The organism is Tepidanaerobacter syntrophicus (genome assembly GCF_001485475.2).
GTDB classification, from domain to species: domain Bacteria; phylum Bacillota; class Thermosediminibacteria; order Thermosediminibacterales; family Tepidanaerobacteraceae; genus Tepidanaerobacter; species Tepidanaerobacter syntrophicus.
In genome coordinates this window covers 42,219-55,510 of sequence record NZ_DF977001.1, presented here as the reverse complement: position 1 = coordinate 55,510, position 13,292 = coordinate 42,219, and the positions used below count along the sequence as shown (strand labels likewise).

The window sequence follows — 13,292 nt, the reverse complement described above, 5'->3', positions numbered from 1 at the left end:
GAATGGATTTAGCCTAGTATTTTTAACTTGCTTAAATTTTTTGCAGACACTTCGTCAGGGTAAAACGGCTTCATGCAGAGTTTAAATCGGAAACTTGCGGGAGCTAGTTTGTATTGGGGAAGCTGACCGGGTCCGCAGCTTGCGCTTCCTAAGCCATGATGGCGATAATCGAGTTTTAAGTATATCTTGTCTTCCGGCACAAGGTTGCATCTGTTTTTTGCATTTTCGATAGATTTTATAGAAAAGCGATGAGCACTGAAGTTTAATGGCTCTTCTCCCGCGATTATAAATCCTATACCCACAGGTTCTTCAAAGGATACCCATTTTACTTCTGTCCTGTTGCCGTTTTCCTGCGGCTTTATATAAGGGGTGTATAATTCGTCTATATGCTTTGTATAAAGGCCGAAAGAATTAGCTTGTTTGCTGTCTATATAAGATTCGCCGGGTCCCCTGCCCCACCATCTTACCCTTTCTAGATTCTTTGCAAGCTCTACTTGAACCCCTATCCTCGGAAGCGTTTCCGGCAATCCCCTTCCCTCCGGATTTCCGCTAATTTCCAATATTACATTTCCACTGCCGTTTATTGTATATAAGAGTTTATATTTTATTGACCAATCTAAGGTTATTGGAGCTACTTTGCCATTTACGGATATGTTTAAAGTGTCTTCGCCAAATTTGTGCCATCTTATTTCATCTACTGTATCAATAAGATGGTTAAGATTTTTTGCTTTCCATTTTTCTACTTCAAACATATCATTGTCTATAGGAGCTCTCCAAAAGTTAAGTGCCGGACCTTTGTGCATAAAGCTTAACCCTGCAAATTTCCATGAATCGATTCCGCCTGATATTTTGTCAAAAATGATTTCAAAATCTGCTCCTGTAATCTTCAGCTTATTTTTCATATCTTCGCAGCAAATAGGCATAGACGGCAATGACATTTCAAGTTCTATTTTTTCGTTTGCAGGCAGGAGAAACTGTCCGGATGCAATTTCATGGCCTGCAGGTGCCCAATTGGTATCAGCTGCAAGACGATAAGATATGTTTAGCCAACAATTAGCAGATTGTAATGGATGTTTTATAGGAAGAGTAATTTCGGCGCTTTCGCCCGGTTTTATACGGGGCAGTAACAGTTTGCCGCTTTGAAGCATCGCATCATTTGTGGTTATATTCCAAAAAAGTTCTAAATGGTCAAGAGTTATAAAATCATAAAGGTTTGTAATCTGTAAAATTCCATCTAACACATTTATTGCTTCTGTCTTTACAGGTTCAATAACTTTTTTGTATTCTAAAAGCCCCGGACTTGCTGTGCGATCAGGCATTACTAAGCCATCAATACAAAAGTTGGAATTATTGGGTTCGTCGCCAAAATCACCGCCATAGGCAAAAAATTCTTTGCCATCTGCCATTTTAGATCTTAAACCGTGATCCATCCATTCCCATACAAATCCACCCTGCAGCCGTTTATATTTATAAAAGATTTCTTGGTATTCTGCAAGACCGCCGGGACCGTTTCCCATAGCATGAGCATATTCGCAAAGGATATGAGGCTTTGCAGCGTTTTCATCTTCACCGATTTCTATAAGCTTTTCATGGGAGGTGTACATGGTGCTGTAAATATCTGCAATCTTTGCACTGCTGTCTCCTTCATAATGTATGGGCCTTGTAGGATCGTTTTGTCTGCACCATGCCGCCATCGCTTCAAAGTTCCTACCAAAGCCTGACTCATTTCCCAATGACCACATAATGACACAAGGATGATTTTTATCTCGCTGGACCATTCTCTCAAGCCTGTCTAGATAAGCTTTCTCCCATGCAGCATCATCACTGATTCTGTTATAGTTTTCTGTAAGTTCAAATCCATGACATTCAAGATCTGTCTCATCAATTACATATAGGCCGTATTCATCACATAAGTCGTAAAAAGCAGGTATATGAGGGTAATGGGAAGTCCTTACCGCATTTATGTTATGCTGCTTCATCATGAGCAAATCCTCTTTTGCCCATTCAATAGGCACAGTTCTACCGTAGTCAGGATGAATTTCATGATAGTTTACACCTTTAAAAAGTATGGACGTTCCATTTACCAATAAATTACCATCTTTAATTTCTACAGTTCTGACCCCGACACGGTATGGCACTACTTCTACTACTTTCCCGAATTTATCATTCAAAGTTATAAGCAAGGTGTATAAGTAAGGCGTTTCAGCAGTCCACTTATTAGGAGAACTTAGATGAAGAAGCGATCCGGTTTTGCCAAATTGCCCTGCAAAACTTAGTTCATGCATATCTTCAGCTACAAGTTCTAAATCTTTATCAAGGAGTTTTACATTTACATTGCAGCCGGAAATCTCTTTTTCGCTAAGGTTTTCCCAACGCATTGAAATCTCCAGCTCCGCATCCTTATACTCATTATCGAATTTTGTTCTTACTGTAAAATCCTGAAGATGCAGTTTGGGTCTTGCAATTAGTGATACATCGCGAAAAATTCCACTGAGCCACCACATATCCTGATCCTCTAAATAACTCCCATCGCTCCATCTGTAAACCTCTACTGCAAGAGTATTTTCTCCAGGCCGAACAAAAGACGTTATATCAAATTCCGATGGCAGACGGCTCCCTTTGCTGTAACCCGCTTCTTTTCCATTTACCCAAATATGAAATGCGCTATCTACTCCTTCAAAGCGCAGCAAGATTTGTTTATCTATCCAGCCTTCGGCAATATAGAATTTCCTCCTGTAACAGCCTGTAGCATTTTCCGTCGGAACATAGGGTGGATCAATTGGAAACAGATATATCAAATCAGTATAATGAGGATTACCATACCCTTGAAGCTGCCAGCATCCGGGCACTTTAATCTCGTCCCAGGAGGTATCGTCAAAGGATTCTTCGTAAAAACCCTCAGGAACAGTGTAAGGCGATAGAGAATAATAGAATTTCCAAAGTCCATTCAATAATCTGAAATTTTTCGATAAACCTCGCTCAAATGTCAGTGCCAATTCTTCTTCCGGATACGATACAAAGTAAGTTCTGCTTTCCATTCTGTTTTTATGGACTAAATTTAAGTTTTCCCAGTCATTTTCTCTATAATTAATGGCCTCAGGCATTTTTCAGCCTCCATTTCTATTATTTGAATCTCGGGTAACACGGATGGACTGTCCCCATGTGTTCTGTTTTTTAGCCTGCCGAGGTAGCACGGAGGGACTGTCCCCATGTGTTCTCTATTTAAATCTTGTGATTTTGACTTTTTCTTCGATATTGCTGACTTCTTCTACTACAATTCCCCCGGTTATTGGGCTCAGTGCCGCAGCGGCAGAAACCGCAACTGCAAATTTTAGTGAGTCTTCAAGGGGCAAGTTGTTGTAAAGCGCCGCTGCAAAGCCTGCTACCATTGCATCCCCACAGCCTACCGTATTTGAAACTTGGATTTTGGGTGGAAGCGCCCAATAAGCCTCATTTAATGACCTGCTTGCTGCTACCGCACCCTTTTCTCCCAGAGATATTACGCAAATTTCCGGTCCAAGTTTTGCAAGGTCTTTCGCAGCGCCTATAAGCTCCTCTATATCTTTTAGCTGCCTTCCTAAAAGTGCTTCCGCCTCTGATTTATTTGGCTTTATTAAAGTAGGTCCGCTTGCAAGGCCCATCTCTAAGTATTTACCGCTGGTATCAAGGATTACTTTTTTATGCTCGCCTTTCGCAATAGTTACAAGTCTTGCATATATATCTTCTTTGATACCTTTTGGAGCGCTTCCGGAAAGCGTTATAATATCAGAATTTTTAACTGCTTTTGTATAAAACTTCAAAAACTCGTCAAGTTCTTGAGCTGTTACATCGGGTCCCGGCTCTAACAGCTCTGTATGAATTTTTGATGACAAATCAATAATATTTATGCAGGATCGAGTCTCGCCGTTTATGTGAATAAAATTGAAGGGCATATTTTCTTTTTTTAGTTCCTGCTCTATAAATGCTCCGGAAAATCCGCCGGTAAATCCGGTAACATTCACGTTTTCCCCCAATGCAGACAGCACTCTTGCCACATTTAAGCCTTTGCCGCCTGCCGTGGGAATTACCTCTTTTACTCTTGTCACTGCACCTATTTTGAAATTTTCAACCTTATATGCTTTGTCAATTGATGCATTTAAATTCACTGTAAGAATCATTTACGATTCCGCCATCTTCTGTTTAAATAGGTTTATGATATTTACCGGCGTAGGATCTACTCCTCGATATATAGGAGCATAGAGAGTGATAAAATCTCCCAGATACACCAGAGAAAACATGCGGCAAAGTCTATTCGGACCCTCTGCATAAACCTGTCTTACTTTGCCCATTCTGGCAGATAGCATTTCGGCGGTTATGTCTTTGCGCTTTTTTATTTTAGGGCTGTCTAGTTCATCGTCCCGCAGTAAAATCAGATAAAACTTGGAGATAAGTTCTGCAGGCATATCCCACCCCACCGCTTCATCATGATGCAAATTGGGTATTACATTATAAAATGCCATGAGTTTGCTATTTTCGCCAAACTGATTTTTTATTCTCCAGGCCACTGAATCATAATAATCAAGGGAGCCGTATACAAGGGGAATATGTCCATAAAGCTCGGCTGCTATTTGTTTTGCTTCATTTTGTTTTGTCGGAATATCTGCACCATATCTATTTTTCAGATCGCCAAATAGGTCTACTAGGCTTTTAAGGTCTTCTGTTTTATCTTCTATTAATCCAAGTTTACTCAGTATTACCACCATGGGCACGAAAATATAGCCGATATCCCTGCGAGGATGGCCGATATCGTAAGGTATAATCAGGCAGGGAACGTTGTCTTTTTGGCACATCTCTTTTAATTTGCCGCCTGCCGTAACAGCTACTATGTGGGCGCCAGCTTTAACAGCCTGCTCGTAGGCGCTTAATGTCTCTTCTGTATTTCCTGAATGAGATATTGCCAGCACCAATGAATCTTTGTCCACGCAAGCAGGTATGTTATAGCCTTGATTGATTATTACCGGAATGTTAAGTTCATCAAACAAGTAGGATTTTAAAAGGCCTGCAGCTACAGAAGATCCTCCGCCTGTGCCCAGCACTACGATTTCTTGAAAGATGCGGTTAGGCTTATCTATTTCGAAATTTTGAGCTATATTTATGGCTTCTTCAAACTGCAAATCATAATTTTCTGTTGCAGAAAGTGAATTCATGCTGTCTATTTCTCTGACTTTCTCTACATCATCTAAATTTATCAAACCAAAAGCCTCCTTTATGCTTTGTTGTATGACTCCGCCATATGAATCTTGGATTTTACTACATCTTTTACTGCTTTTATTGCAGGTTTAAAATATTTGCGGGGATCTGTCTCATCAGGCTGTGATACAAAAAACTTTTTAAGCTCGTCAGCGAAGGCAATTTTAATATCTGTTGCGATATTTATTTTGCATATTCCGCATTTTATTGCCTGTTTTACATCTTCTTCAGGCACGCCGGAGCAACCGTGTAAAACCAGGGGCACATTCACAAGCTGACGAATGTTTTGAATTATGTCGAAGTGAATTTCAGGCTTCCCTTTATATACTCCATGGGCTGTGCCTACGGCAATTGCCAGGGAATCTACGCCAGTTCTATTTACGAATTCGGCAGCTTCTTTTGGGTCAGTGAGTACTTCGTGGCTTGATGAAATATTTTCTTCGACTCCGGAAATATGCCCAAGCTCTGCCTCAACTTGAACTTGTTTTTTATGAGCGTATTCTACGACTTGTTTTACTAAGGAAACATTTTCATTAAAAGGCAGCATAGAGCCGTCGATCATAACAGATGTGTAGCCTGCGTCTATGCATTTTATTGCAAGGTCAAGGGAATTTCCGTGGTCTAAATGTAATGCTATGGGAATATCGGCTTTATTTGATGCTGTATGAGCCATGGCAACTAAATAATCTATTCCGGCATATTCACAGGTGCCGGGAGTTGTCTGAAGTATAAGAGGAGCGCGTTCCTCCTCAGCGGCTTCTACCGTTGCTTTTAGTGTTTCTAAATTGTGTATGTTAAAAGCAGCTATTGCATAGTTATTTTGCCGAGCTTTGTTCAACATTTCTTTTGAAGATACTAACATTTTTTGCCTCCTTTAAAAAATACCCAGGTTTTTCATAGCAAGAGTCGCGGCGCCTACGGCACCGGCTTTATCTTTAAGTTTTGCAGGTACAATGGGGATTTTATCTCTTAGTGCCTGCATTAAATGTTCATTAAAATATTTCCGCAAGGGAATAAATAGTCTATCGCCTAGAAGCGATACGCCGCCGCCGATTACAATCATTTCCGGGTTGATAATTTGTGCGTATGTAGAAAGACCGATTCCCAGAAGTTCTGCTGTATTTTCCATTACAAGACGTGCCAAACCATCTCCCTCGTCAAATGCTGCTGAAAGGGTTTTTGTTGTAATTTTATCTACATTACCGTCTGTCATCTTTGTCATAATCGTATAGTGGCCTTCCATAATATGCCTTTTAATCTGGCGCACAATCCCGGGGGCTGATGCATACATTTCAAGGCACCCTCGGTTTCCGCAGTTGCAATAAAGTCCATCTTTTATAACGGTTGTATGGCCTATCTCGCCTGCGCTGTAAGAATATCCCCTGTAAATCTTGCCATCAAGGATTATGCCGGAGCCTATGCCTGTGCCCAGTGTTACACATATAAGGGTGTTTACGTCTTTACCTGCTCCAAAATACTTTTCTGCTAATGTTGCTACTCTTACATCATTGTCCATGAAAATAGGAGTGTGAAAATCCTTTTTAAATTCCTCAATTACCGGCACATTTTGCCATGCTAAATTGCCTGCAAAGATAGAAATGCCTTTTTCTATGTCCATAAGGCCGGGTATTCCGAGGCCTATTCCCCCGATAGGCACAGAACCTGCAGCATCGTAAAGTTTTTTTATTTCATTTTTAATCTTATTTAATACATAATCTGCGCCCTTTGAGGCTTCTGTTTCGGTAACATTTTCGGTTATAATTTCTCCCTTTTGATTTACAAGGGCTGAAGCAATCTTTGTTCCTCCAAGGTCTACACCTATAAAGTACAATTATCTCCCTCCGCTTCTTTTAAAAGATGGCTGTCATAACAACATCGGCAGCTCCTTTTATTGTGGCTATTTCACCCATCTGAGAAAACTCAATTTTGCACTGATTAAAGCTGTTTTCAAGGCATCGGTCTTTTACTGTATCAAGCATTGTCTTTTCGATGGAGGATTTTGCTTTCACTATCCCTCCTCCGATTACCAAGAGTTCAGGATTAAACGTATTTATTGCATTTGCTATGCCTATGCCGAGGTAGCGGGCTGTCTGCCTCAAGAATCTGCCTGCAAGGTTATCGTTTTTCTCGGCGGCTTCGTAAATCATCTCAGGTGTTATATCCTCAAGGTTTCCTCCTGCCATTTCTTGAACCATGGAGGACCTTCCTTCCTTAATTGACTTAATCATTGATTTTACAAGGGCATTCTCAGATGCCACAGCTTCTAAACAGCCATAATTGCCGCAGCTGCACAGCGGTCCGCCCACATCTATGGTAGTGTGTCCGATTTCTCCGGCACTGTCCCCGCATCCTCGATAAAGCTTACCATCTATAAATATTGCAGAACCTATGCCGTAGCCCACTTTCAAAAACACCATATTTTCAATGTCGGATGCTGAGCCATAGTAAAATTCCCCTATGGCCATGGCTCTTACGTCGTTTTCTACAAAGGTTGGAAGGCCTATTTTTTCTTCAACGATATATTTTATAGGAACATTTCTCCAACCAAGATTTGGCGCAAATAAGGATATGCCTTCTTTAGACTGAACCGGACCGTGAACTACAACGCCGATGCCAAGTATGTCGGTTTTTGCATCTTTTTTTAAATCCAATATTGTGCTGAGCATAAGTTCTAATATGTCATCTTTAGCCATCTTCTGGACGGAGTATTCCTTTTCTGAAATCACGTTCAGCTCTCCGTCTACCAGGTAGCCTCTTAATCTGTTAGAGCTTATATGGATTACCAAAACGTTTAAAGTGTCAGGGTTTATTGCAAGGAGAATGGGCCGCCTGCCGCCGCTGGATTGTCCTATCGTATGCTCTGTTACTATCCCCGAGTCCAGTAGTTTGTTTGTTATATAGGTAATGGCAGGAGCCGTAAGGTTTGTCGCTTTTGCAATATCTGCCCGGGATATCGGGCCCTGGTGTCTTATTGTATTTAAAACCAAGCAGTCGTTAGGAGTTGCTATTGTTTTAAATTTATCTAGATCAAATTCTCCCATAAAAAATTCTCCAACTTCATTAAAATTTTTACTATCTTAAATATATATTCGACATATAAACAGAAAATCCTGCTACTTTTTTAATTACTTTATAAAAATTTTAATTAAGTAATTAAAATAATTAAAAAAGGCTTCTGTTAAGAAAGCCTTTTATTATAGATAAATTTTCTTTTAATAAAACAGACTTGCTATTTCTTCCAGGCTTATTGAGCCGAAGTAGTCCTTTAAATTCAACTTCGAAAGAGCAGCTTTTATTGCATCGTTTTTGAATTTTTGTCCTTTAAGTTGCTTTTCGACTTCTGAAATATCGCGGACACTCATGAAATCGCCAAAAAATTTGATATCTGTTATTATACCATCTCTTACGTTCATGCGAACTTGGATTTCTCCGCCGTCAAAGCGGTGGGAACGCACAAGATCAAACTCGGGAGCATTTCCGAAATTCCATTCCCATGTTGCATATTTTTCATCTCTGAGCTTTGTGATATTTTTCATATCTTCCGGAGTCAGTATATATTCATTTAGCTCGCTTCCCTCTACCTCAAAAACATATTTTAGAAGCATTTCTTTAAATGTGGGAATCGATATATCGTCCTTTAAATACTCCTTGATATTTGTCACTCTGCTTTTTACAGATTTTACGCCTTTAGAGAGAATTTTTTCAGGTTTAACATTCAATGCTTTGCTGAGAACCGTCAAATCTGAGTCAAATAACAGGGTGCCGTGGTGAAGTATTCGTCCTTTGGTGATATATTGGGCATTGCCGGATATCTTTTTCCCGTCTATTGTTATATCATTTCTGCCGGAAAATTCAGCATTTATTCCTAATTTTTCAAGAGCTTTTACTATGGCCTTAGCAAATCTTTCTATATTGTTGAAGTCTTCCGGCTTGTAGTCTACCACAAAGCTAAAATTTACATTGCCCAGGTCATGATAGACTGCTCCTCCCCCTGACATGCGCCTTACCACTATAATATTGTTTTCATTTACATATTCCTGATTTACTTCTTCTATAGTGTTTTGGTTTCTGCCGATTATAACGGCGGGTTTATTTTGGTAAAAATAAAAGTAATCCTCTGATGGATCAAGGCTGCTTACCACATATTCGTCAAGGGCCATGTTGAAATAAGGATCGTTTGATTCGTTTTTGATGTATAGCATTGCAAACCTCCTAGTATAATATAGTTTAATGCCTTAGAATATATATATATGACTTTAGTGTAAGTCTCTTTAATCTCTATAGCAAGCTTTGTATCACGTTATAAAATTTGTAGCGATGTGGAAAGTATCGTAAACTACTGATATAATAAAATCAGATTAGTAAGGGTGGTGTTAGTAATATGAATACCCAACAGCGCAGGAATAAAATTTTAGAGTTGCTTAAGTCTTGCAAGGAACCTATGTCAGGCAGTGAACTTGCAAAGATTTTCAATGTTACGCGGCAAGTCATAGTCCAGGATATTGCTATACTTAGGGCAGCAGGAAATAATATTATCGCAACTGCTCAAGGGTACATGGTGCAGGGCACGATGCTGCCTTATACCAAACAAATAGCTGTGCGCCATGATGCAGATCTAACCCGGGAAGAGCTGCTGACATTTGTAGAATGCGGCTGTAAAGTGATTGATGTAATAGTTGAGCATCCTATATATGGCGAACTTCGAGGCATGCTTATGCTGTCTACTTCCGAGGATGTGGAAAATTTTTTAAATGCAGTGAAAGAACATAGAGCAAGTTTGCTCTCGCAGCTTACAGACGGGGTGCATATTCATACGATTGAGGCTATTAACTTGGACTGCATCAATAAAGCCGAAAAGCTATTAAAGGAAAAAGGGATGCTTTTAGAATAATTTTTTTTAAAATTTATTGACTTGTCATGTGTATATACAGTATAATAGTTATTAACAATTATTATACTTTGAAAGGAAAAAATGTGCAATGAAAACTAGAGATCTTGTAATAAGTGCTTTACTGACAGCACTGGCAATATTAATACCGGTAGCTTTTGGCGGCTACCTCAGGGTATATATCCCTCCGTTTTCGGCAACACTGGCCTCTCACGTACCCTCGATGCTGGCAATGCTAATTAGCCCTTGGGCAGCTGTGATGGTGGGGTTGGGTTCTGCCTTTGGTTTCCTGCTGATGCTGGGACCTGTTATAGCGGCAAGAGCTCTTATCCATGTAGCATTCGGAGTAGCCGGTGCTTATTTAATCAAAAAGGGTTTTTCGTTCTCCAAGGCTTTAATTGCCGTAACACCGATTCATGCTTTAGGAGAATCTTTGATAGTGCTTCCTTTCGGTTTTGATCTATATACTGCATTTGTGGTTGTAGGTATAGGAACCGTACTGCACCATTTGGCAGACAGCGCCATAGCCGTAGTGCTCTATAAAGCTGTTTCAAACAGTATGTCTTTATCTAGAAGGAGTTCCTAGCTCTCTTTTAACTATATCATCCAGTATTACTCCCGCTTCTTTTATAACATTAAGACACCTGACCTCATCGTTATGGTGCTTTTCTTTTAGGGGTTTGCACAATATATCACCCATCTTATCCTTATATCGGCTTAAGAATTCTTTTTCTAATGTCTTGACACGCTCACTTTCGTGAGCTTTTTCTTTTGTAAAAAGCACGCCCAGCACCATTATCCCGCCTGTCAGGGCACCGCATACACTTTCAATGCCCATACCGCCTCCAAAGCCTGATGCCATTTTCAGAGCTTTTTTATCTAAGTTTAAACCATATTCTTCATTTGCCGAATAAACCATGGCCTCTGCGCAGTTTAAGTCAAATTCCTTCGAATAGTACTTTTCTATTTTTTCAGTCAGCATAGTATTCACTCCTTTTTTAATCTTATGCAAGAGATGTAAATTTTGGATCAATTAATTCTAAGATTTTTCTACGGGTTTCAAGCTCCAGCGAATCATCAAGTTTTTCAAGTTCAACAGTGCCATATTTATTGCGCAATGCCGCCTCTATTATTTTATCACATAATCGGGGATTATTGGGAAGGAGGGGGCCGTGAAGATATGTGCCGATTGTATTCTTGTAGCGCATGCCTTCTGTTTTATCTTCACCGTTATTCCCAAATCCGAAAATTACTCGTCCTAAAGGCTTAAGACCATTTAGATATGTTTTTCCAATGTGGTTTTCGAAGCCGATGAGATTATAATTTTCGTCAGTTTCTACTATAATATTGCCTGCAAAGTGGTCTGTCGTTTGTTCTGTATAAAAATTGAAAAGCTCAAGTCCCAAAGTTGCGCCATTTGCATCTTGATATCTGCCTAGTATGCGGTAACCTCCGCATATGGCAAGAAACACTTTGCCTTCTTCGATAGCTTCCTTCAAATAAGGCTTTATACTTTTCATATCTTGAGCAACTATGCTTTGCTGCCTGCTTGCTCCATGACCTATAAAAAATATGTCTTGGTTTTTGAAGTCTTCGGCTTTGTCATTTAATCTGCGCTCTTTAACTTCTACCGAGATGTTTCGCCACTGGCAGCGTCTAATAAGGGCAAGCATATTGCCGCTGTCTCCGTACATATTCATAAGGTCAGGGTATAAGTGGCATATATTAAGCTTCATTTGCTATCCCTCTCTTTTAATATCTTTCGGATGTCAAAGGTGGTGCTGTAATTGGATATTATATAAGCTATTTCGCTTTTGGTTTCTACAACATTATTTACAACATCGTCCAGTATTTCCGAAATAACAAGTTTTTTTGTGTCTATTCCGGCGTACTTTAGCCTAAGCGCTGTATCATATCTTCTGCGTCCAAATAATATATAGCTTGTTATAGTATCGTCTATTTTTTTTAGTATCTCAAAATCCGTATCCCACAGCCATGACACGTCCCGTCCGTCCTGGGGAAGGTCGTTTACTCCAATGGCAACTGTTTTTGTCCTTCCGTCTTTACTTACCGTTTTCATTGATTCGTTAAATCCTACAGGGTTCTTGGCAAGATTCAACAGTATTGGTTTTTGAATATAAAACTCTTCCATTCTGCCTGCCTGAGGCTTGTATTTTTGCAGCCCTTTTATTATAATTTCAGGCCTTATACCTATAAGAAGCCCGCAGGATACGGCAGCCGCCATGTTATATACAGTGTATCTATCGCTTATATCTGCCTTTACCGCAATTATCGATTTTTTATCTTTATCTAAGATATTAAATAGCTGAACGCCTTCCTCGTTTTCAATGACTGCGCTGAAATCAGGAGCCGGTCTATGAAAACCGCATTTGCTGCAGCTGTAGCGGCCGAGTTGTCCATAATAGCGGCAGTCATAGGAAAGGATGCTGCCGCATTTTTTACATAAAACAGCATCTGCCATCGTATCTTCGCTTATATTGTCAAACCACTTTTCAACGCCGTAATACCGTTTCGGATTAGGCAGTAAATTTCCTATGCTTACAAGAAAGGGATCGTCTGCGTTTATTAAAAGAGTGGTATCGGGAGATGCTTCTAATCCATCTCTTATCTTATTTAAAAGGGCGTCAATTTCTACATATCTGTCTGACTGATCCGGAAATATATTGGTAAACACGATTATGTCGGGCTTTGTAGAGGCAGCTGCTTTTGGCAAGGATGCTTCATCTACCTCCATACACGCAAAATCCAGTGACAGCTTAAAAACTGAACTACTGTCTATAAAAGCCGATATTAACCCAACTTCCATGTTTGCGCCGATATTATTGCAAGCACAAGTATAGCCTGCCTCCTGGATTATGGAATAAATCATATTGTTTGTTGATGTCTTTCCGTTTGTGCCTGTGACAAATATTATGTCATTTTTTACCTTTGAGCTAAACCAAGTAAGAATATCGGGACTTATTTTAAGCGCTACCCTTCCGCCTATGCTGGTTCCCTGACGGCCTGCAATCTTTGCAAGATTTACGGCGGCTTTCCCCGCTAAAACAGCAAATGTTTCTTTCAATGTTTTGGAGCCTCCTTTAGTATATCGCACAAAGCTCTTTTTAAATTATAGCATCGAGTATTTTCAGGTGCAATTTTTTTAAATTATTAA

At 39.9% G+C, this 13,292-nt stretch carries 12 protein-coding genes; 2 read left to right on the top strand and 10 right to left on the bottom strand.

Features of this window, described 5'->3' with window-relative positions; all coding sequences use genetic code 11:
- Positions 1 to 8: 8 nt before the first annotated feature.
- From ebgA to TSYNT_RS05245, 7 genes are all read right to left on the bottom strand, one after another.
- Positions 9 to 3,104: a beta-galactosidase subunit alpha gene (gene ebgA, locus TSYNT_RS05275; protein WP_059032451.1), complete on the bottom strand. Its 3,096-nt coding sequence runs from the start codon at positions 3,102 to 3,104 to the stop codon at positions 9 to 11.
- Positions 3,105 to 3,218: 114 nt separating this feature from the next.
- Positions 3,219 to 4,157: a 1-phosphofructokinase gene (pfkB, locus tag TSYNT_RS05270; protein WP_059032449.1), complete on the bottom strand. Its 939-nt coding sequence runs from the start codon at positions 4,155 to 4,157 to the stop codon at positions 3,219 to 3,221.
- Positions 4,158 to 5,231: a bifunctional phosphoglucose/phosphomannose isomerase gene (locus TSYNT_RS05265; protein ID WP_059032447.1), complete on the bottom strand. Its 1,074-nt coding sequence runs from the start codon at positions 5,229 to 5,231 to the stop codon at positions 4,158 to 4,160.
- Between the two features lie 14 nt (positions 5,232 to 5,245).
- Complete coding sequence (gene fba / locus TSYNT_RS05260) at positions 5,246 to 6,091, bottom strand: class II fructose-1,6-bisphosphate aldolase (protein WP_059032445.1); 846 nt, start codon at positions 6,089 to 6,091, stop codon at positions 5,246 to 5,248.
- 12 nt (positions 6,092 to 6,103) lie between these two features.
- Positions 6,104 to 7,060, bottom strand: coding sequence for an ROK family protein (locus tag TSYNT_RS05255; RefSeq protein ID WP_059032443.1), 957 nt, complete (start codon positions 7,058 to 7,060; stop codon positions 6,104 to 6,106).
- Between the two features lie 19 nt (positions 7,061 to 7,079).
- On the bottom strand, positions 7,080 to 8,270 hold the full coding sequence (locus TSYNT_RS05250) for an ROK family transcriptional regulator (protein ID WP_059032440.1): 1,191 nt from the start codon (positions 8,268 to 8,270) through the stop codon (positions 7,080 to 7,082).
- A 171-nt stretch (positions 8,271 to 8,441) separates the two neighbouring features.
- Entirely contained in the window at positions 8,442 to 9,431 is a 990-nt protein-coding gene (locus tag TSYNT_RS05245) for a lipoate--protein ligase (protein WP_059032437.1), read from the bottom strand.
- A gap of 179 nt (positions 9,432 to 9,610) precedes the next feature.
- Here TSYNT_RS05245 and TSYNT_RS05240 point away from each other — a divergent pair, with 179 nt between their 5' ends.
- On the top strand, positions 9,611 to 10,120 hold the full coding sequence (locus tag TSYNT_RS05240) for a transcription repressor NadR (protein WP_059032433.1): 510 nt from the start codon (positions 9,611 to 9,613) through the stop codon (positions 10,118 to 10,120).
- 88 nt (positions 10,121 to 10,208) lie between these two features.
- Positions 10,209 to 10,703, top strand: coding sequence for a hypothetical protein (locus TSYNT_RS05235; protein ID WP_059032431.1), 495 nt, complete (start codon positions 10,209 to 10,211; stop codon positions 10,701 to 10,703).
- Here the strand turns inward: TSYNT_RS05235 and TSYNT_RS05230 are convergent.
- Genes TSYNT_RS05230 through TSYNT_RS05220 form a run of 3 tightly spaced genes read right to left on the bottom strand, consistent with a single transcriptional unit; the run spans position 10,683 to position 13,202 of the window.
- Positions 10,683 to 11,099: a C-GCAxxG-C-C family (seleno)protein gene (locus TSYNT_RS05230; RefSeq protein WP_059032429.1), complete on the bottom strand. Its 417-nt coding sequence runs from the start codon at positions 11,097 to 11,099 to the stop codon at positions 10,683 to 10,685. The genes TSYNT_RS05235 and TSYNT_RS05230 overlap by 21 nt on opposite strands.
- Before the next feature lie 22 nt (positions 11,100 to 11,121).
- Positions 11,122 to 11,853, bottom strand: coding sequence for a type 1 glutamine amidotransferase (locus TSYNT_RS05225; protein ID WP_059032427.1), 732 nt, complete (start codon positions 11,851 to 11,853; stop codon positions 11,122 to 11,124).
- Positions 11,850 to 13,202: a MurT ligase domain-containing protein gene (locus tag TSYNT_RS05220; RefSeq protein ID WP_059032425.1), complete on the bottom strand. Its 1,353-nt coding sequence runs from the start codon at positions 13,200 to 13,202 to the stop codon at positions 11,850 to 11,852. The genes TSYNT_RS05225 and TSYNT_RS05220 overlap by 4 nt, the downstream gene beginning before the upstream one ends.
- Between the last annotated feature and the right edge of the window lie 90 nt (positions 13,203 to 13,292).